Annotated in this window: 18 protein-coding genes and 1 tRNA gene; 13 read left to right on the top strand and 6 right to left on the bottom strand. The window is 52.3% G+C overall.

From position 1 onward, the window contains the following. Window positions 1-258: 258 nt before the first annotated feature. The 3 genes from AAGJ81_13295 to AAGJ81_13285 all read right to left on the bottom strand — a co-directional run bounded on the left by AAGJ81_13295 (window position 259) and on the right by AAGJ81_13285 (window position 3,175). A complete protein-coding gene (locus AAGJ81_13295) occupies window positions 259-1,071 on the bottom strand; it encodes a sugar phosphate isomerase/epimerase family protein (GenBank protein MEM0967114.1) in 813 nt (270 codons plus the stop codon). Between the two features lie 108 nt (window positions 1,072-1,179). Continuing rightward, window positions 1,180-2,553, bottom strand: a complete 1,374-nt coding sequence (locus tag AAGJ81_13290) for a glycosyl hydrolase (GenBank protein MEM0967113.1) — start codon at window positions 2,551-2,553, stop codon at window positions 1,180-1,182. A gap of 64 nt (window positions 2,554-2,617) precedes the next feature. Then, window positions 2,618-3,175 (bottom strand): XRE family transcriptional regulator, encoded by a 558-nt coding sequence (locus tag AAGJ81_13285; GenBank protein ID MEM0967112.1) that lies wholly within the window; start codon window positions 3,173-3,175, stop codon window positions 2,618-2,620. 160 nt (window positions 3,176-3,335) lie between these two features. Between AAGJ81_13285 and AAGJ81_13280 the strand changes: the two genes are divergently transcribed. Continuing rightward, window positions 3,336-3,409: transfer RNA gene (locus tag AAGJ81_13280), tRNA-Gln, on the top strand. Between the two features lie 12 nt (window positions 3,410-3,421). On the opposite strand, the gene rsmA is transcribed toward AAGJ81_13280, so the two are convergent. The 3 genes from rsmA to AAGJ81_13265 all read right to left on the bottom strand — a co-directional run bounded on the left by rsmA (window position 3,422) and on the right by AAGJ81_13265 (window position 5,673). Further along, entirely contained in the window at window positions 3,422-4,240 is an 819-nt protein-coding gene (gene rsmA, locus AAGJ81_13275) for a 16S rRNA (adenine(1518)-N(6)/adenine(1519)-N(6))-dimethyltransferase RsmA (GenBank protein MEM0967111.1), read from the bottom strand. A gap of 16 nt (window positions 4,241-4,256) precedes the next feature. After that, entirely contained in the window at window positions 4,257-5,048 is a 792-nt protein-coding gene (locus tag AAGJ81_13270) for an indole-3-glycerol phosphate synthase TrpC (protein MEM0967110.1), read from the bottom strand. Between the two features lie 232 nt (window positions 5,049-5,280). Next, entirely contained in the window at window positions 5,281-5,673 is a 393-nt protein-coding gene (locus AAGJ81_13265) for an EF-hand domain-containing protein (GenBank protein ID MEM0967109.1), read from the bottom strand. A 122-nt stretch (window positions 5,674-5,795) separates the two neighbouring features. On the opposite strand from AAGJ81_13265, the gene AAGJ81_13260 reads away from it, so the two are divergent. The 12 genes from AAGJ81_13260 (at window position 5,796) to AAGJ81_13205 (ending at window position 18,945) form a co-directional block, all read left to right on the top strand. Further along, window positions 5,796-6,515, top strand: a complete 720-nt coding sequence (locus AAGJ81_13260; protein MEM0967108.1) for a response regulator transcription factor — start codon at window positions 5,796-5,798, stop codon at window positions 6,513-6,515. Continuing rightward, entirely contained in the window at window positions 6,461-7,963 is a 1,503-nt protein-coding gene (locus AAGJ81_13255) for an ATP-binding protein (protein ID MEM0967107.1), read from the top strand. The genes AAGJ81_13260 and AAGJ81_13255 overlap by 55 nt, the downstream gene beginning before the upstream one ends. Before the next feature lie 478 nt (window positions 7,964-8,441). Further along, the gene (locus AAGJ81_13250; protein MEM0967106.1) at window positions 8,442-9,095 is read left to right on the top strand and encodes a cytochrome c3 family protein; all 654 of its coding nucleotides are present in this window, start codon (window positions 8,442-8,444) and stop codon (window positions 9,093-9,095) included. An 8-nt stretch (window positions 9,096-9,103) separates the two neighbouring features. After that, on the top strand, window positions 9,104-12,535 hold the full coding sequence (locus tag AAGJ81_13245; GenBank protein MEM0967105.1) for a TAT-variant-translocated molybdopterin oxidoreductase: 3,432 nt from the start codon (window positions 9,104-9,106) through the stop codon (window positions 12,533-12,535). A 26-nt stretch (window positions 12,536-12,561) separates the two neighbouring features. Next, on the top strand, window positions 12,562-14,013 hold the full coding sequence (nrfD, locus tag AAGJ81_13240) for an NrfD/PsrC family molybdoenzyme membrane anchor subunit (protein ID MEM0967104.1): 1,452 nt from the start codon (window positions 12,562-12,564) through the stop codon (window positions 14,011-14,013). After that, window positions 14,013-14,558, top strand: coding sequence for a DUF3341 domain-containing protein (locus AAGJ81_13235; GenBank protein ID MEM0967103.1), 546 nt, complete (start codon window positions 14,013-14,015; stop codon window positions 14,556-14,558). The genes nrfD and AAGJ81_13235 overlap by 1 nt, the downstream gene beginning before the upstream one ends. A gap of 5 nt (window positions 14,559-14,563) precedes the next feature. Next, the gene (locus AAGJ81_13230; protein MEM0967102.1) at window positions 14,564-15,220 is read left to right on the top strand and encodes a cytochrome c; all 657 of its coding nucleotides are present in this window, start codon (window positions 14,564-14,566) and stop codon (window positions 15,218-15,220) included. A gap of 53 nt (window positions 15,221-15,273) precedes the next feature. Continuing rightward, window positions 15,274-16,515, top strand: coding sequence for a hypothetical protein (locus AAGJ81_13225; GenBank protein MEM0967101.1), 1,242 nt, complete (start codon window positions 15,274-15,276; stop codon window positions 16,513-16,515). Next, a complete protein-coding gene (locus AAGJ81_13220; GenBank protein ID MEM0967100.1) occupies window positions 16,508-16,840 on the top strand; it encodes a hypothetical protein in 333 nt (110 codons plus the stop codon). The genes AAGJ81_13225 and AAGJ81_13220 overlap by 8 nt, the downstream gene beginning before the upstream one ends. After that, window positions 16,824-17,030 carry a cbb3-type cytochrome oxidase assembly protein CcoS gene (gene ccoS, locus AAGJ81_13215; protein ID MEM0967099.1) on the top strand — a complete coding sequence of 69 codons (207 nt, stop codon included), beginning with the start codon at window positions 16,824-16,826 and terminating at the stop codon, window positions 17,028-17,030. Before AAGJ81_13220 ends, ccoS begins: the two co-directional genes overlap by 17 nt. Before the next feature lie 20 nt (window positions 17,031-17,050). Further along, window positions 17,051-18,529: a cbb3-type cytochrome c oxidase subunit I gene (locus AAGJ81_13210; protein ID MEM0967098.1), complete on the top strand. Its 1,479-nt coding sequence runs from the start codon at window positions 17,051-17,053 to the stop codon at window positions 18,527-18,529. 32 nt (window positions 18,530-18,561) lie between these two features. After that, window positions 18,562-18,945 (top strand): GxxExxY protein, encoded by a 384-nt coding sequence (locus AAGJ81_13205; GenBank protein ID MEM0967097.1) that lies wholly within the window; start codon window positions 18,562-18,564, stop codon window positions 18,943-18,945. Window positions 18,946-18,979 lie beyond the last annotated feature (34 nt).

Genomic DNA, 18,979 nt, shown 5'->3' with positions numbered 1-18,979 from the left:
TTTTTAGAGTTTTCCGGGCGTTGCCCTTGGTTTCTGGTTCTGCTGAGTCTTACTACTCCGCCAATCAAATAGGTTATAGTTTTCCGGGGTCGAAATCGAAATCGGAATCGCTATCGAGGGTGTTCGAGACCCGATTTCGATAGCGATTTGGAGTTTCGATTACTGTCTATTTGCATAGCGGATTAATAGGTTTTTGGTTTTTACCGTCTGAGTGATTGTTTGGTGCGCGGGGTATTTAAGTTTTTCCCTGTTCCTTCATTACACATGCTCCCGAAAGGCTTGGATAATATCGGTTAAATATTCATCCTGTGGTCTTTCCCAGTGACGGGTGGAGAACACCTCGACTTCGATCCACTTGGAAAACCCTGCCGCCTCAACGGATTCCCGTATTCCGCGATTATCGATGCAGCCCTCTCCCATAAGGCCACGGTCGTTGAGCATGTCTGCGGTCGGAGTCATCCAGTCGCAAACGTGGAACCCGATGATCCGATCTCCAGCACGATTAAGCTCTTGCTCAAGTTGTGGATCCCACCAGACGTGATAGACGTCTACCGCGATGCCAACGCACTCTGCACCCACTTGATCGATGATATCATTGCACTGTCCGATGGTGTTTATCGCACTACGACAATCAGCATACATCGGATGAAGCGGCTCTATGGAGAGTTTGACTCCTGTCTTCCGTGCATGGTCGATACAAGCAGCAATGCCTTCGGTGATCTGCTTTCGGTTCTCCTCGAGAGACAATTCCGGCTTGGCTCCGCAAACAAGAACCACTTGGGGGGACCCAATTGCAGCGGCCTCGTCGAGTGCTCTTCGGTTGTCATCGAGCGATACCTGCCTTTCGCTAGCCTCAATTCCGGGAAAAAAGCCACCCCGCACGAGCGAGACCGCCTCCAGTCCATGATCATCAAGTAAAGCCCGTGATTCAGTGAGAGAACGCCCCTCAAGCCACTGCCGCCAAACGCCGACTCCACGAACACCAGCTTTAGAATATTTCGAGCAGGTGGTCGGTAGGTCCCACGGTTTCGTCGTCATTGTGTGGATGGCAAGGCGATCAAGGTTGTTCATTCAACAAAAGCGTTTCAGTTCTGGGAATTGTTCGAATCGATCAACAAATGGGGTTTCGCCTTTTCGTGATTGGTGTCTCGATAAAGGAGAGTCTCACTCTGACGATCATTAGCCGTAGAAGGTTAGATAGGGTTTGTTTTCGATTAGGCGCTGCAGATACACGGCAAGCTCCATTGCGTGGTAGTCGCCCCACATGGAAGACTCTCCATAGGCGACTTTGCCCGGCTCTGGTTTGTGGTCCCATCCGTTTGGTTCGTGGTAGATGGAATGGAGGATGAGCCCCTGATGAGTTTCTTCGGTGGACAAGTATGGCTCCGAGAAAAGTGTCTGAGCGACCTTAAGACCTGCCTGCGTATACTTCCGTGCTGATTCGGATTCTCCCTTGGAATCCAAGTAGCTGCCAAGGCGGAGAAGTCCCTGGGCATCAATGGCGGCTGCAGAGCTGTCGACAGGTTCGAAAGCATTGAAAGGGTCAGCGGGTCTGTTCTGATAGTCACCAAGATCCCGTAAGAGGGGAGCACCCGTGTCCCAGTAAGGAATACCGTCGGTAGGAGAGTTGGCAATAAAGTGGTCCGCGGTTGCCGTTGCTCCTTTAAGCATCATGGCTTCGATATCAGACCGCCCCCCAAATGGCTCCAACTCCTCGTCTTTCAGGGTCGAGAGAAACTCAAGCTCCTCGGCGAATCCACAGAGTGCCCAGGATTGTCCTCTCGTCCAAGTACTGAACCCGGTATATCCTTGCTGAGAGTTCGGACAGCGGTAGGCGCCATCGGTCACGTTGAAAACGGCTTCGTGTGCCGTGCGGCCCCACTCATCATAAGAATCTCTTCCTTCTCCGTAGAAGACCGAAAACTCGGCAGTGGACTGGATGTGTTGTAGCGCTCGATTCAGAAGACTGATCGGTTTGTCACCCTCACCCATGAGGACGTGGCCCAGTTGATGGCCCAGCATCAGAATCCTACAAGAGCGGATCGTATCCACAAAAAGGGAGTGGGGACCATTGAATGAGTGAATAAACCCTCCCCCTTGACGAACCGTCCAACGGCTCGCTTGAACTGCCCCGGAGACCTTGATTGCGAGTTCGTAAAAGTGTTTCTGCCAGTCATCCCCTTGTATTCTCCCTTCGAGGAGAAGTCGGCGGAGGTTTCCGTAGGTAGAGAGGTTGTTGAATCCGTGATCGTGAACGCCGATATGGCTTACGTGGGTTGCCATCCGGGAAACGGTTTTGGATCTGCCGGACTCGAGGCTCGACCGGTCACCTGTTGCATCAAAGTGGAGAATACTGATCCCGTAGCGAAATCCCTCGGTCCACTCCGTCCATCCCCGTGTCGTGTATTCACCATCGACCGTGAAGACGGGAGAACCCTTCGAGTCGTCGTATTGACGATCAATCAAAGCAACCTTTTTACCGGCCAGTTCAAAAAATCGGTCGAGGGAGGGTTTTAGTGCGGACAATTCCGGTGCAGAGGAGATGTCGATCATGGTTTGGAGGTTTTTAGTAGTAGTAACTTGGGCGCTTGCTCTTTTCTCAGAAAGATCGTTTCCCCTAAAATCGGTGCTCTTTGGCTAGGTGGACTATGATGATTTCGCTGTCCTCGATGATTTCGTAGCCATGTTCGAGGGCGGCATCGAATTGCAGGGATTCACCGGATTCAAGCGTGTGCCTTTCCCGGGGTAGAGTGATCGTGATCTTGCCTGAGCGAACCCAACACACTTCAAACTCATCCCCATGTGCCTCAGGGCGTTTTAGGCTATCCCCTTTCTTTGCAGTAGCATGGAAGAGGTCGACGTTCTTGTAACCGACTTTTTCAAAGTGAAAAGGCCCGGATTCGTAACTGGTCGCTTTTTTTGCGTGAGCGCTGCACGACTCTGCAAGGCCTAGAAGATCTGTTGCGGAAAGACCGAGGGCACGCGCGATGCGATAGAGAGTGTTCAACTCGAGACTGGTTTGATTCCTCTCAATGCGGGAGAGACCTGCAGCCGAAATGCCCGAGTTCTCAGAGACTTCGTTGAGAGTAAGGCCCGAACGTTTTCGCAGATCACGGATCACCGAAAAATCCAACTCATGGGGGTTAAAAATCATTTCAAAAGCAATAATACGCATATTTTTTGCTTTTCAAGAAAATTAAGGGATTTTCTAGAGTGCTGTGTTCAGTTTAGTCTGAGCGCGATTGAGCCTCCCGAAATCGGAAGTTTTCTTTGCTCCAGCGTAAAACCCGCATCCTTGACTTTTCGAAAGAGTCTTGGCTTTGTTCCCGGTTTCTAGCCCGGTGGTGTAATGGTAGCACAACTGATTCTGGTTCAGTTTGTCGGGGTTCAAATCCCTGCCGGGCTGCCAGTGGTCAGCGCTTCATTGGAGTAAGTTCCACCAAACTTCGGGTGGTATTTCTTCGGCTCGATTGGTCTCCGAGAAGCTGTGAGTGCTCAGGTGTTCTTCCCAGTCGTGGCGTTTGTCGGGGGCGACGAATTTCCGAAAGGCATGACGAAGAATCTTGCGGCGGTTCTGGAACAGGTCTCGTAACAGGTTGGCTTGATGGCGAGTGAGTAGGCGGGGGTTTTCACGGAGGTGCCAAATCGCGAAGACGGAATCAACTCCCGGCTGAGGATAGAATGAGGTCTTTGGGATTCGATGTTGCTCACAGCATTTGTAGGCGAGGCTCATACGAATCGCCACGGGTCCATAACCCTTGTCGCCCACATCGGCGTTCACTCGCTCAAAACCCTCTTTCTGTAGAATCAGGAAGAGGGTTTTGGGTAGTGGTTGGCCTGAGACGAGCAACTCTCCAAACCAAGGTGAAGTGATCGCGAAGGGTAGGTTTGAAAGAAGTTGGAACGGCTTTTCAGCATTATCGACTTGTGCAGTTGGGTGCTCGACAGCATCGCCTTCGACCAGGTGGAAGCGTTGACCGGGCAGGATTGCCCTTAGGTGGTTACAAAGAATCGGGTCCACTTCAATTGCATGGATGGTTGAGCCTAGGTCGTGCGCGGCGAGAGTAAGGCTTCCCAAGCCCGGTCCGATTTCTACCAATGGACTTTCAGTGGTAAGATTGGAAACAATCTTCTCGATCCAGTTTCGGTCGCAGAGAAAGTTTTGTCCCAGTTTCTTTCGTGGTTGGATGCCCAACTCGTGAAGCGTTTCACGAATACGGGTAGGGGAGTCAAAGGCCATCAGGGACGGCCAATCGTCAGGCCTGTTTGAATTCCTGGATCAAGGCAGCCGGATCCTTTGCTCGCATAAGTCCTTCGCCAACGAGAATTGCATCGGCTCCCGACTCGCGGGCACGGGCTGCATCCTCAGGAGTGAATATCCCCGATTCGCTTACGGTGACAATGCTATCGGGGACTTGAGGGATAAGGGTCTCCGAGATCGCCAGGTCAGTTACAAATCGGGAAAGATCGCGGTTGTTGACTCCGAGAATTTTGGGGTCGAGTGACAGTGCCTTGTCGAGCTCCTCTTGAGAATGAACTTCATACAAGCTGTCCAGTCCTGCCAGATCAGCAGCAGCGCGCAGGGTTTTCAACTCTTCCGCGGAAAGTGCACGAACGATGAGTAGAATGGCGGACGCCCCCGCCTCTGCGGCCTCGAGCACTTGAATCGGACTCACCATGAAGTCCTTGCGCAGACAAGGGGTCATTCGGCTGTGATCCCGCAGGAACTCAACCACCTCCCATAGATCGCGGAGAGAACCTCCGAAGTATTTTTCATCGGTCAGAATGGAGAGACCATCCGCCTCGCCGTTGACGTATTTGCGGGCCTGTTCGGAGGAGTCGAGGGATGCTGAAATATTTCCCGCTGAAGGAGACTTCCGTTTGATTTCTGCAATCACGGCCAGTTCTTCACTGTCGCGGAGAGCGTCACGTAAGCGGTCGGTTTTGGGTCCGGCCAGCCTACGCAATTCATCCTCGCGAACGGGTCGTTCCCGATCCGCGACCTCACGACGCTTGTGGACCATAATCTCGGTGAGCTTATCGTTCATGAAAGAGTGGACGGATAGTCGGAGCTGCGAAAGATGGCGAGGGAAAATGGGGAAGAGAGACGAGTGGGGTGTTCGCAGGCAGAGGTCTTCTCACTGAAGGCTTGGCTTGCCCGAGCCTACACCCAACCCTTTTTCTAAAGCACCGTCTGATCACAAAAAAGCCCGGACCACTAGGCCCGGGCTTGAATAGTATCCTTCTTGGTTAATCCGAGGATATCTTATTTTTGGAAGACTACTCTTGGGGAGGACCGCCTCTACCGCCTTTTCCGCGAGGGCCTTTTTCCTTCATTGTGGAGAACATCTCGACGATTTCCTCTTCGCTCAGGTTTCCATCTCCGTCGATATCGAATCTTTCGATTACCATCGAGGCTCGCTCTTCTGGACCGCCCCGTTCTTGGCGACGTTCTTTCATCTTTTGGATGCGCTCTTCTATTTTCGCCTTACGCTCTTCAAAGGCGGTTTCGATTTCGTTGAGCTCGAGAGCACCGCTATTGTTGGCGTCGAACTTTTCGAGCATTCCCTCGGGGGTTGGCTTCTCTCTTTCTTCCTTTTCCGCGGATTGTGCGGACAAAGCTGCTGTGAAAGCGAGGAATAGTGAGGATAGTAGGATGTATTTTGTTTTCATTGTATCGAATGTATGGTGTGTGATCTGATCGTGGGTGGTTTGGGTTGTTCCCGTCTGTAGACCCTAAGAAAACCATGCTTTGATGAAGCTAAGCGGTAGGGTAGATGAAAAAAAATTCATGAATGGAAAGGACCGTTTCATTGCGGCTTCGTGCTGAAAATGGTAACCATCCGTTTGTGAAAATCCTCCTCGTAGAAGACGAACAGAAGATCCGCGATTGGGTGGTCAAGGCTCTGAGGGAGAACGGGTTTGTTGTCGATGCAGTGGGTGATGGCGATGAAGCCTATCAACTTTTGCGGTCGAGATCCTATGATGGAGCGGTTTTCGACATCATGGTTCCGGGGAAAGATGGTTTGAGCCTTCTTAGGGCGATTCGCCGGGAAGGAGTAAACCTGCCGGTATTGATCGCCTCGGCAAGGGGAGAGTGGGATGAGAGGGTTGAAGGACTCAATCTGGGAGCCGATGACTACCTCCCTAAGCCATTCCATGTAGATGAGCTGATTGCTCGGTTGAGGGCTGTTTGCCGACGAGCCCAGGGGGATCACTTGAACGTGATCGAGTCCGGTCCAGTTCGCATGAATGTTGCGACACGGGAGGTTTCGGTAAACGGAGAGGCAGTGGATCTTACGGGGAGGGAGTTTTCTTTGCTGGAACTTTTGGTTCGCTCACCGGGGAGGGTTTTTACCCGGACCCAAATTTTGGATCGCGTTTGGGATTACGATTTTGATCCGCAGACGAATTTGGTTGATGTCTATGTGAAAAAGCTCCGGCAGCACCTTGGCGATGGATGCCGCGACTCGATCGAAACGGTTCGGGGAGTCGGATACCGATTTGTGCGGTGAAGAGTCTTTGGGCAGGAGGATCGTTTCGGATCCGAATGGTCTTTTTTTCAATGGTTCTTGCCGCAGTTGGATTGATTGGCTTTGCGGCTCTTTCGATGGGGTTTTACCAGAGGGAGTTGCAACGCAACTTGGAGCGGGAACTGGAAACGATCACTGGACAAGCGGGTCCCGCCATCCTGCGACTGATTTCCCAGCGAGGGGGACCGATAGCAGACCGGCTGAGTGCGAGGCTACTTGCCCGCCTCGAACAGTTTGGAGCCGTGTATGCGGTGCGCACGGAATCAGATCGATGGGTGTTTGGACCGGAATGGCCCACGAAAAAAACTGGAACCCTGAATCGCGCCGTAGAGGAACTTCCCTTTTCGGTTTTCGATTCGCGTAACCGGCCGATTCGGGAAGGCGGTCCTCCGGATCCAAGGTCAGGACGGCCTAACGTTCGAATTCTTCCTAAAAACGATCCTGTAGATGGTTGGACCGTTGCGGGGGTAAAGAGTGTCGATGGAGTGGCTCTATTCGGTTTCTCGGAAGAGAAGGTTCGCGGGCCGATGGGAGAATTGGTATCGGTTCTGTTGCTAGCGGCGCCGATTGCGCTCGGTTTGGTGGCGGCAGGAGCCTGGTTTTTATCCTCACGGGCGATGAGGCCGATTCATCGACTGACCGAAGTCGCAGGAGAAGTCACCGCAGAAGATCTCGGTAAGCGCATTGCGACTGAAGGTGTGGAGAGAGAGTTCCGCGAGCTAATCGATGTTTTCAACAGCATGCTTGGGCGCTTGGAGCAGAGTTTTTCCCAGGCAAAACGTTTTGGGCAGGACGCAGCACATGAGCTCAATACTCCGCTGACAGTCCTTACCGGAAAGGTGGAGGAGGCTTTGGCCTCCGCGGAGGATGGCTCTTCAGAACAGAATGCAATGGGTGAACTTGCAGACGAGATTGCCAGGCTTCGGGACATTGTGCGCAAGCTTCATCTTCTTGCGCGGATTGATGGGGGGGCGCTGCATCCTGACAACGAGGGTTTTGATTTTGTTGAGCTTACAAAAGAAGTGGTGTCCGAAATGAGAGAGGTCTTTCCGGAGATCCGTTTTTCGTTGATTGCGGAAGGTCCACTTCACCTGGAAGCCGACCGTTCTCTCACCCGACAGGTATTGCTAAACCTCACTAACAACGCTGGGCGTTATAACCGGAGCGGAGGCAAGGTTACGGTGACGATCAAAAGGGATCGAAAGGGAGTTCACCTGACTGTCGAAAACACGGGATCCCCAATTCCCGAGAGAGCCATAGATGGAATCTTTGATCGGTTTACGAGGGCGGATCCTACACGGGGATCCAAAGAGGGACTGGGACTGGGCCTGAGCCTCTCACGTGAGTTCGCCCGAATTCAAGGAGGCGATTTGAAGCTAGTATCTTCCGACGCCTCAGGAACGACTTTTGAGTTGTGGTTACCGCTGTAAATTTGGAGTTCGGAACTAATCTATTAACTCCGCAGAGAAGCGTTTTCGCCTTACAGAATGCCCTAGTAGCTTCACTACTTAGCTGTATTAAATTATTAAATACAAAACCTTATTAAGAATGAATCTCAATCGCTAAAAATTCAAGAATTTTTGAACAAAAAATATTGATTCGGGGGATAGCTACTTCGTAGTCTTTGAGAACGAAATGAGAACAGCTTCTCTTCCGGGAGAAGCTTTTTATTGAGTCACACCACAAAAGAATTTCCAGGAATTGAAACGGTCTACATTTATGGGTCGCACGGTAGCGGCAATAGCAGCTTTCTGCATGGGCACCCGAGCGTCCGCTTCCCCGAGGACAGCGGACAAACCAGTTTCGGAAAATAACGCCAGCAACTTCTTTCGCAGACCGTCGCGAACTGTTACCCGATCGGAGAAGGGTTTCCGGATAGATTCTCCTGGAGAGTTACGGTAGCGTTAGATGGCGAATATCTTCCCTTCATGGATCAACCGGGCACCGCTCCGGGTCGCTGGCTGCGTCTTACTGGTCGTCGGTGCGGTTGTCGCTGCGATTACCTACTACGCGACGCCCAAGTGGACCCGGGTAGGTTATGCTCCGGTTCAGCCGGTAGCTTTTAGCCACGACCTTCATGTGACCCAGCTGGGGATGGACTGTCGTTATTGCCACACGTTCGTTGATCGCTCAGAGCACTCGAACGTTCCCGGGACGAACACCTGTATGTCGTGCCACAGTATGGTCGCTACTGACGCCCCTGCGTTGGAACCCGTTCGGAACAGTTGGGCGAATGACGAATCCATTCCATGGGTAAGAGTTCACAAGGCGCCCGATTACGTGTATTTCAACCATGCGGTTCACGTGAATCGTGGAATCAGCTGTGTGGAGTGTCATGGTGAGGTGAACGAGATGGAAGTAGTTTACCATGCGAAGTCTCTTTCGATGGCGTTCTGTCTCGAGTGTCACCGCGAGCCGGAGAAGTATATCCGCCCGGTTGATAAGGTTTACGATCTGGCATGGAAGCCGGAGTCGGAGGAAGCGCAGCTAGCGATGGGTGAAGAGCTGGTGCAGCATTGGAAAGTCAACCCGCCGGAGTCTTGTTCCGGATGCCACCGATGAGCGAAGAAATGAAGAAGGATTTCGCCGGCTTCAACGGCAAGAGCGGTTCACGTTACTGGAAGAGCCTGGACGACTTGGCGGATACACCAGCATTCCGCGAGTGGGCACAGAGGGAGTTCCCGCAGGGCGCTTCGGAACTGAATGGGGTGAACCGTCGTCACTTCCTAAAAATTATGGCGGCCTCTTTTGGTTTGGCTGGAGTGGGTCTCACAGGTTGTCGTCGGCCGGTTCATGAAATTTTACCCTATGTTCGGCAGCCCGAAAACATCATTCCCGGAGTCCCGCAGTATTACACCTCATCCTCTCCAGGGCCTTGGGAAAATACTCCGCTGATTGTTGAGACGCACCAAGTGCGTCCAACGAAGATCGAAGGCAACCCGAGCTACATTCCAAGTGCGGGTGCGACCGACGGCTTCACTCAGGCGAGTGTGCTTGATCTTTATGATCCGGCGCGGGCGAAGAGAAACAGCAAAGGAGGGCGGACCATGGACCGCGCGGCGGTGCAGGATTTGCTTGCACAGTATTCCGCGGAACTTTCAGAAACTGGAGGAGAAGGCTTCGCAGTGCTTGCCAACAAAAGTACTTCTCCGAGCCGACGAGCGCTTGTTGCTGATATCAAGGAGAAGTTCCCTCAGATTGTTTGGGCTGAGTATGAGCCACTCGATTACTCGGCGGCAGAATCTGCAGCCAATGTCTATTGGGGCGAGCATTTACGGGTGAGAAATGACTTCTCTCAGGCCAAGCGGGTGCTTTCGGTGGGCAGTGATTTCCTCGGAAAGAACCCTGACTCTTCCGCCTCCACCTTCTCCTTCAGCAAGGCACGTCGTGTTGAAGATCCTAAGGAAGCCTACGGGATGAACCGGCTCTATGTCGTAGAAGGAGATTTCTCGTGCACTGGAGCTATGGCAGATCACCGGCTCCGGCTCGAAGAGGCTCGGAATGAATCATTCCTAATCGCACTGGCGAAGGAGTTGCTGAGCCATGGACTTACCGCGGACCCAACAATTTCCGAATATGTAAATGGCCTCACGGTCGACGAGGATCTTCCTCTGGACTGGGTTGCTGCTTGTGCGAAAGATCTGGCAGACCATAAGGGCTCTGCGCTGGTTGCTGTGGCACCTTATGCAGATGCTCCAACCCAGTGGCTCGGCTTCTTCGTGAATGACTTACTAGATTCTCCGGGTAAAACACAGCGCTTCCTCAAGATTCCGGAACCCACTGCGGCCTCGATTGGTGACCTGGCGGAGGAACTGCGCGAAGGTAAGATCAAGAAGTTGTTCATTTTCGGTGGAAACCCGGTTTACGATGCTCCAGCAAATCTCGATTGGCCGCTTCTTCAGCAAATGGCGGGCGAAGTCGTCCGATTCGGGTATTGGAATGACGAAACTTCAGCGTCGGCCGGAACTCACTTGTTGTTGCCCCACTACTTGGAGTCCTGGGGAGATGGGGAGACTGCAGACGGGACATTGGTCCCGGTCCAACCCATGATCCAGCCACTCATGGAGTCGGTAGGAGAGTTGGAGGCGCTCGCAAGGCTCTGCGGCAATGAGATGGTCGACTCTTACGAGATTGCTCAGGCGACCTACACGAAAGTCTCTGGTGGAAATCTCGCGGGCTACCGGACCTTCCTCGCGACCGGTGTTTTGCCGGAGAGTGGGTTTGATGAGGTCGACCCCACCGTTCGGGGAGCTGAGGTCGTCAGTGCCTTTCAGGCAAATCCAACACCTGCGGTCGGGGTCCCTTCGGCGAAGAATCTCAACGTTTTGTTCCGGCCAAGCTGCCATACGCTTGACGGCCGCTACGCCAACAATGGTTGGTTGATGGAATGTCCGGACACCATGACCAAGTTGACATGGGACAACGCGATTTTGATCAGTCCTCGTCTTGCCAAGGAACTCCAGGAAACTTCAGGAGAACAGATTTTTGCAGATTCGACCGTCATGAATGACATTGGTCAGCTCCAGCGAAATACCTCCACGTTTAAACGAGGGAAAGAACAGGCGCAGGTGGCAAATCTTACGGTGAACGGAGTGACTCTCACTGGTCCTATTCACGTCCTTCCCGGCCTCTCCAACTACACGGTAGTGCTTCCCTGCGGCTTTGGGAGGGAGATTACCGGACCGGTTGGCCAAGGTGCTGGGTTTAGCACCTACCCTGCGATGATGACCGAGTCCCGGTGGTCGGCGACTGGAGCCACCATTCAACTGACCGACGAGGTTTACGAACTCGCCAACACCCAGGAACACTGGTCAATGGAAGGCAGGGCGATTATTCGTGAGGGAACGAACACCGAATACGCTAAAAAACCGGACTTCGTTAGTAAGATGGGGATGGAGTCACACTCGCCTCCCATTTACGGGGCCGACAAGAACATGCCTCTTGCGGAAAAGGCGACACAGATTCCGAAAGGTGGATCTGCCTACAAGACTCCAGAGTTTACTGCACCACAGCAATGGGGGATGGCGATCGACCTCAACCTCTGCACGGGCTGCAACGCGTGCATCATTGCCTGCCAGAGCGAAAACAACATCCCAATCGTTGGTAAGGACCAGGTCCTTCGCGGTCGTGAGATGCACTGGATGCGGTTGGATCGCTATTTCGCTTCGCAGGAGGAGGACGACACGGGGATACCCGAGGACGTTCAAGTGACTTTCCAGGGAATGTCCTGTGTCCACTGCGAGCTGGCGCCTTGCGAAACGGTTTGCCCAGTCAATGCGACAGTTCACGACGAGCAAGGCCTCAACGTGATGGCCTACAATCGTTGCGTGGGCACTCGCTACTGCGCGAACAACTGCCCATATAAGGTGCGCCGCTTCAACTTTTTCGATTGGAACAAACGTTCGATCGATCATTTCTATGAAGGACCTCTGGGTCCATCAGGCCCGCCTGAGACGATCCAATTGCAGAAGAATCCTGACGTAACGGTTCGGATGCGCGGGGTCATGGAAAAGTGCACTTATTGCGTGCAACGAATCGAAGCCGCGAAGATCAACCAGAAGGTGAAAGCGAAGAACTCGGACGATATCCTTGTCCCCGATGGAACGATCAAGACCGCCTGCCAACAGGTATGTCCTGCACAGGCCGTTTACTTTGGCGACATATCCGATCCGACCACCGAAGTGTATCGACAGAAGCAATCGGATCGGGATTATGCAGTTTTCGGTTACTTGAATGTTCGTCCCCGCACGACTTATCTGGCGAAGTTGCGGAATCCGAATCCCGATATGCCGGAGAAATACCGTTACGACCATCCATTTGGGCGGGCTGATTACGAAGAACGTTACGGTCACGGTGGCGATCATCACGACGAGCATGGCCATGATTCCCACGGCAAAGATGGGCACGACGATCACGTCCATCACGGGGAGCACGATCACACGAACGAGCAGGGAGAATCACACGGGCTTCCGGGCGAAAAGGAAAGTGCAGCCGCTCACTAGGAAAGGGGGAGAGTGAATTTAACGAGATGTCTACCGTAGCCGAAGCCACCCACGACGCAGCGAGCCCTGCCATTTTGGAGGAGGTCAAACCGATTGACCTGCCTCGCCGTCCACTGGTCCTCAATGACCGCAGCTACAACTGGGTCACTGAGAAGGTTTGCGGGATTGTAGAGGGACCGACACCGACCTGGTGGTGGGTTTCTTTTGCGATCGCTGGAGGCATGGCGAGTTTCACGTTGATGGGTCTTGTCTATCTCGTGGCTGCAGGGGTAGGGGTCTGGGGTCTTGCCAATCCGGTCAATTGGGGATGGGCGATTGTTAATTTTGTCTTCTGGATTGGCATCGGTCACGCCGGAACGCTGATTTCGGCGGTTCTTTGCCTTCTCAAGCAACGATGGCGGACGTCCATCAATCGAACGGCGGAGGCGATGACCATCTTTGCGGTGGTTTGTGCGGGAATTTTTCCGCTCTTTCACGTAGGCCGGGTCTGGTTTGCCTGGTGGCTTTTCCCGTTGCCGAACTCCAACTGGATTTGGCCGAATTTCAGATCGCCGCTGGAGTGGGATGTCTTCGCGGTGTCGACCTACGGGACGGTTTCCGTGCTCTTCTGGTATATGGGGATGATTCCCGATCTGGGCACGCTCCGGGATCGGGCTAAATCAGCGTGGCGGAAATTTTTCTATGGAGCCCTCGCGATGGGCTGGCGGAATTCCAGCCGTCACTGGCACAACTACGAAATGGCCTATCTGTTGCTGGCGGGTCTTTCCACACCGTTGGTGCTTTCGGTGCACACGATCGTTTCGTTCGACTTTGCTGCTTCAATTCTTCCCGGTTGGCACACTACGATCTTCCCACCATACTTTGTTGCAGGGGCAATTTTCTCGGGGTTTGGGATGGTGCTCACTCTCATCCTTCCACTGCGGGCGATCTTCGGCCTTCACGATTTGGTGAACCAGTATCACATCGATGCGATGTGTAAGATCACTTTAGCGACCGGAAGCATGGTTGGCTATGCGTACGCAATGGAGTTCTTCATCGCGTGGTATGGCGCGAACCCCTACGAGGGATTTGCCTTCATCAATCGGGCCTTTGGGCAGTATGCTTGGGCCTACTGGATCATGATCTCCTGCAACGTGATTTGCCCGCAGCTCTTTTGGTTCAAGCGAATTCGCAAGAACATTGCCCTTGTTTGGATCATTTCGATTTTTGTGAACGTGGGCATGTGGTTTGAGCGATTTGTGATCACAGTCTCTTCGCTCGCCAACGACTTCCTGCCAAGCTCATGGGGCTATTACTCGCCGTCGATGGTCGATATCTTTACCTTCTTCGGAACGTTTGGGGTTTTCACAGTGCTTTTCCTCCTGTTCCTGAGATTCTTACCACTGATTGCCTTTTCTGAGGTCAAGGCTCTCAGTTTGCCACAGGCGGATCCTCACAACCATGATCACCCGGAGAACCAGTCGAAAGGAAGGCACTGATGGCGAAGTCTGATACAGGGGTCTTTGGGATTGCGGCCACCTTCCGGACTGCTCCGGATGTTTACCACGCCTGCGAGAAAGTTCGTGACGCGAACTACACCCGTTGGGACTGCTACAGTCCTTTTCCGATACATGGGATCCATCACGCGATGGGTATGAAGCGCTCCCGTGTGCCGTTTTTTACTCTGTGCGGAGGAGTAACCGGGTTTATGACTGGTTTGGCAATCGTCGCCTACATGAATATTGATTATCCACTGATCGTTGGTGGGAAGCCGTATTTCTCCCCGATTTTTCCGTTTCCGATTTTCTACGAGTTGACGATTCTTCTGGCGGCTTTCGGCACGCTGGGAGGTATGTTCCTGCTGAATCGCCTACCTCGGCATCATCACCCGCTCTTCGACTATGAGCCTTTCCTCAAGACCTCTGACGATACGTTTATGATCGTGATTGAGTCGACGGATCCAACTTTCAATGAAACTGAGGTTCGTTCGGTTTTCGAAAAGGCAGGCGGCGAAGACATAACCGTTGTGGAGGCGAAATCCTAGGATCGATGCGCTACTTTTTCTCCATATACTTCCTGACGATCATCGCGGTCGTTACGATTCTAGGCTTTCGGGGAGACAAGAGTGAAAAGACTCCCTGGATGGTTTTCCCGGACATGGACAACCAGCCGAAATATAAGCCGCAGGCGACGAACAATTATTTTGCGAATCGAATGGACGATCGTCCAGTGGTTGCGGGAACCGTGATTCGTGGCCAAGGCTGGGAGCGAAAGGAAGTCTTCAGCAGTGATTTCCAGACGGACCAGTTCACCACTGCGACAGCCCTTTACGAAGGAAAAAATATCGACGGATCTTGGGCGACGGACATCCCGATAGAGATCAGCAACGCAACCATGGAGTTGGGTAAGCAGAAATACGATATCTTCTGCACGGTCTGTCATGGAGCAGCCGCAGACGGGAAGGGCATCACTTCTAAGTACGGCGTTCTTGCCTCCAATCTTCAGCTACAACTCTACCGCGACATGGCAGGTGGCGAGATTTTCAACACCATTACCCATGGTAAGAACTCGATGTATGCCTACGGGGAGAAGATCACACCCGAAGAGCGTTGGGCGATCGTTCTTTACATCCGGGCACTTCAGCGTTCGCAAAACGCAACCATCGAGGATGTCCCTGTGGATAAGAGAGGAGAACTTGGGCTGTGAGTGAGACGTCCGCAAAAGCCTTTTCCGGATCAATTGCCAAGGTAGGTGGCAAAATGCCCTTACCAAAATTGTGCCTTATCCTCGGAATTGCAGGTCTTACGATAGCTGCGATAGGAGTGATCATTGGTCTCTTCAATCACGACTCCCGTCCCGTTCTGAGTTGGCTGATCGGGATTTCCTACTGGTCGACAGTACTGATTGGGTCGCTCTTCTTGGTCCTTCTCTTTAATATTTTTGACGCTGGTTGGGCCGTTCTGGCCCGTCGTCAGTTGGAGCATTTGCTGGCTGGCTTTCCCTGGCTGGCGATCATCTTTCTGCCACTGCTGCTAATCTCGTGGTTTTACTACGACCCGGGGATTATCTGGAAATGGCTGAACCCGAATTACCTTTTACCCTCCGGCTACACGGTTGCGACTGATGTCCTCTACACGGCGAAAGAGCCGTTTCTGAATCGGTTTGGCTTCACCGCGCGGGCGTTTTTGTTTTTTGGAGTATTCCTGTTTTTTGCGAAGTCATTGCGGAAGCACTCGTTCGCATTGGATAAAGATGGGGATCCCTCTCATGTGGGAAAGATGCGGGTTCTCTCGGCAGCAGGTATTTTCGCCTGTGGACTTAGTGCAACCTTTGCCTCGATCGACTGGTATATGAGTTTGGAATACCACTGGTTCTCGACGATGTACGGCGTGTGGTTTTTCGCTGGATCCATGAGGGCGGCAATCGCGTTTCTTCTGATTCTCTTGTTTTTCCAGTCAGAAAAAGGAGCGTTGAAGGGGATCCACAAACAGGCTCATAATTACGACTTGGGCTGTATGGCTTTGGCGTTCACGGTCTTCTGGGCCTACATAAGCTTTTCCCAGTATTTCTTGATTTACCAAGCGAACATCCCGGAAGAAACGTTCTGGTATGTGATCCGCCATTTGAACCCAGATGGCACAACAAATTCGTGGTGGTGGGTAGGGCTCTCCTTGATTTTTTTCCACTTCCTTGTTCCGTTCCTCTTTCTTCTTTTCTACCAGACCAAGGTGAAAATTAAGCTGATCCTGTTCATCGCAGGATGGATCCTCACCTTTCACTTGGTTGATCTCTACTTTAACATCCTTCCGGGCAAGAAGGCTCCGGCTGAGAACGTGCTCAATTACAAAATCAGGCAATTTGAAATCAGTTTCTGGGACGTCGCAATGATTGTGGGCGTCGGAGGTATTGTGCTTTGGGCCTACCTGCGCAGTTTACGGGAAAACAGCGCTGTTCCCTTGCGGGATCCCCGTGTAGGCGAGTCGATCCACCATCATGAGTGACACCGAGATAGAGAGTTCATGGAGTAATCGAACAGCTTCAGTGATCGGAGGAATCGGGTTTATCCTGCTGTTTCTTCTCATCCTCTGGCTCGCTTACATTCCTTACCGGCCTGAGCCGATTAGTGAAGTCCTTGCCGAGACCCGAAAGGAGAACCTTCGGGAAATCCAGAATGCGAGTGCAGAGACTACCACTACTTACGGAGTCGTTAATCCCGCTGAGGGAGTCTATCGGATTCCGGTAGAAGAAGCGATGAAGATCACGGTTGAAGAGTATCGGAACTCCGGTCATTCCCAAAAAACCGAAGGAAATGGAGGGCTGGAGTAACCTTCTTATTGTTATCCTCGTTCTCGCGAGCCTTCTTTTTGCCTCGGCAGTCTACGCATTGTTTTGGGCGGCGAAGAACGGTCAGCTGAAGGATTTCGAGGAAAGCGCAAAATCCATTTTTACCGAAGAAGAGCCCGAGGGAGAAAATCTCGATTCGTTTCCGGGGAAGGATAAGAATAGCGAGCCCTAGAAACTGAGCCATAACCGTTAATGTCAACCGCCACTGTTACAGCAGAACCTGAAACCATTGCGCCACCAACCGGCGTCTACGGTTCACGGTCGTATTCCGAGCGAACTGCTCTCAGTGTAATTGACTCCTCGATGATGGTTGGGGGCATTTTTTTCGTGGTGTCCGGAGTGGTTTGGCTTTTGCTCGGATCCGTCTTTGGATTTGTAGCTTCCTTCAAACTACATAACCCCGAATTCCTCTCTGCTTTCCCCGATCTGACGTTTGGCCGGTTGAGGTCGGCCCACTTGAACGCCGTCTCTTACGGTTGGGGCAACAACGCAGTATTTGCAGTGGCCCTTTGGATTATGGCGAGACTATGTCGATCTCCCGTTCGCCATGGAGGGTTGTTGCTTGTCGCCGGAATCCTTTGGAATTTCGGAGTAACCGTGGGGATCTACGGAATCCTCACAGGGAACATGACATCCGTAGAGTGGTTGGAGATTCCAACCTACATTACTCCGGTTCTCGCTCTTTCCTATGCTTTGATTGGAGTGTGGGGAATTTTGGCTTTTCACTATCGAAAGGGCGAGCATGTGTATGTTTCCCAGTGGTATATCCTGGCCGGTCTTTTCTGGTTTCCGTGGCTTTACACAGTTGCGCAGATGCTGATCTTCTTTGCCCCGGCGAGAGGCACTGTCCAATCGATCACCAACTGGTGGTTTGCGCACAATGTTCTGGGGCTTTGGTATACTCCGGTTGGCCTTGCTGCTGCATACTACCTGATTCCCAAGATTCTTGGGAAACCCATCCATAGCTATTACCTCTCGATTCTCGGGTTCTGGTCTTTGGCACTTTTCTACAACTGGGCTGGGGTTCACCACTTAATTGGCGGACCGATTCCGCTCTGGCTTCAGGCAGCGGGAACGGTAGGGAGCTTGGGGATGGTCATACCTGTTGTAGTCGTTGCGGTGAACCACCACCTGACTGTGAGGGGTTGTTTTCGACAGATATGGGACAGTCCCACTCTGAGATTTATCGTGTTTGGGGCGATGTCCTACACATTTGTGAGTCTCCTTGGATCGACCATGGCCGTGCCTGAGGTCAACGAAGTGACCCATTTTTCCCACTTCACGGTGGCACACGCTCACCACGGGGTTTATGCGTTCTTCACCATGATCATGTTTGGGTCCATCTATTTTATGGTTCCCCGATTGATCCAGAAGGAATGGCCATCGGCTGCTTTGATCAAGATTCATTTCTGGGCCTGTAGCCTCGGGATTGGAATCTATGTGGTCGGACTTTCTGTCGGCGGATGGATACAGGGAATGATGATGAACAATCCTGACATTGTGTTCATGGATATCGTGCGTTACATGGTGCCATGGCTCATGTCGCGATCAGTAGCCGGGATTCTCCTCACCATTGGTCACTGCGCTTTTGCGATCAACGTGGTCTGGATCATCGTTGGCCGGCGGGCGGCGGAGCCGAAAGTCTCTCTTGCGCGTAGGCCTGCTGTATGATGGGAGCGATGAACAACCACTGATGAACACTGATGGACACCGATGGGGAGGAGCCGATCTTCAAGGCAGAGTCACAGCAAGTCGTTGGTGCGGCAATGGAGGTCCTCAATCAAGTCGGGCATGGATTCCATGAAAAACCTTATGAAAATGCTCTCGTTATTGAGTTTGAATTACGAGGAATACCTCTCCTGCAGCAGAAGCAGTTTGGAATCTATTACAAGGGGAAGCAAGTTGGGGAGTACATACCTGATCTAGTGGTTTGGGACAAGATAATCGTGGATACAAAAGTAATAGAGAAGATTACTGACAGAGAAATTGGGCAGATGATGAACTACTTAAAAGTGACCGGTTTTCGGCTGGGGTATGTTCTAAATTTCAAGCAACCAAAGCTGGAGTGGAAGAGAATAGTTCGGTGAAGAAATCAGTGTCCATCAGTGTCCATCAGTGGTC

The organism is Verrucomicrobiota bacterium (assembly GCA_038744685.1).
Classification (GTDB): Bacteria; Verrucomicrobiota; Verrucomicrobiia; order Opitutales; family Puniceicoccaceae; genus Puniceicoccus.
This window is presented reverse-complemented; position numbering and strand designations above follow the sequence as displayed.

Bases quoted from the DNA above. Each gene is read 5' to 3' on its own strand.
- AAGJ81_13295 (MEM0967114.1), bottom strand. From the start codon at position 1,071: ATGAACAACCTTGATCGCCTTGCCATCCACACAATGACGACGAAACCG.
- AAGJ81_13290 (MEM0967113.1), bottom strand. From the start codon at position 2,553: ATGATCGACATCTCCTCTGCACCGGAATTGTCCGCACTAAAACCCTCC.
- AAGJ81_13285 (MEM0967112.1), bottom strand. From the start codon at position 3,175: ATGCGTATTATTGCTTTTGAAATGATTTTTAACCCCCATGAGTTGGAT.
- rsmA (MEM0967111.1), bottom strand. From the start codon at position 4,240: ATGGCCTTTGACTCCCCTACCCGTATTCGTGAAACGCTTCACGAGTTG.
- AAGJ81_13270 (MEM0967110.1), bottom strand. From the start codon at position 5,048: ATGAACGATAAGCTCACCGAGATTATGGTCCACAAGCGTCGTGAGGTC.
- AAGJ81_13265 (MEM0967109.1), bottom strand. From the start codon at position 5,673: ATGAAAACAAAATACATCCTACTATCCTCACTATTCCTCGCTTTCACA.
- AAGJ81_13260 (MEM0967108.1), top strand. From the start codon at position 5,796: ATGGAAAGGACCGTTTCATTGCGGCTTCGTGCTGAAAATGGTAACCAT.
- AAGJ81_13255 (MEM0967107.1), top strand. From the start codon at position 6,461: ATGCCGCGACTCGATCGAAACGGTTCGGGGAGTCGGATACCGATTTGT.
- AAGJ81_13250 (MEM0967106.1), top strand. From the start codon at position 8,442: ATGGCGAATATCTTCCCTTCATGGATCAACCGGGCACCGCTCCGGGTC.
- AAGJ81_13245 (MEM0967105.1), top strand. From the start codon at position 9,104: ATGAAGAAGGATTTCGCCGGCTTCAACGGCAAGAGCGGTTCACGTTAC.
- nrfD (MEM0967104.1), top strand. From the start codon at position 12,562: ATGTCTACCGTAGCCGAAGCCACCCACGACGCAGCGAGCCCTGCCATT.
- AAGJ81_13235 (MEM0967103.1), top strand. From the start codon at position 14,013: ATGGCGAAGTCTGATACAGGGGTCTTTGGGATTGCGGCCACCTTCCGG.
- AAGJ81_13230 (MEM0967102.1), top strand. From the start codon at position 14,564: ATGCGCTACTTTTTCTCCATATACTTCCTGACGATCATCGCGGTCGTT.
- AAGJ81_13225 (MEM0967101.1), top strand. From the start codon at position 15,274: ATGCCCTTACCAAAATTGTGCCTTATCCTCGGAATTGCAGGTCTTACG.
- AAGJ81_13220 (MEM0967100.1), top strand. From the start codon at position 16,508: ATGAGTGACACCGAGATAGAGAGTTCATGGAGTAATCGAACAGCTTCA.
- ccoS (MEM0967099.1), top strand. From the start codon at position 16,824: ATGGAGGGCTGGAGTAACCTTCTTATTGTTATCCTCGTTCTCGCGAGC.
- AAGJ81_13210 (MEM0967098.1), top strand. From the start codon at position 17,051: ATGTCAACCGCCACTGTTACAGCAGAACCTGAAACCATTGCGCCACCA.
- AAGJ81_13205 (MEM0967097.1), top strand. From the start codon at position 18,562: ATGGACACCGATGGGGAGGAGCCGATCTTCAAGGCAGAGTCACAGCAA.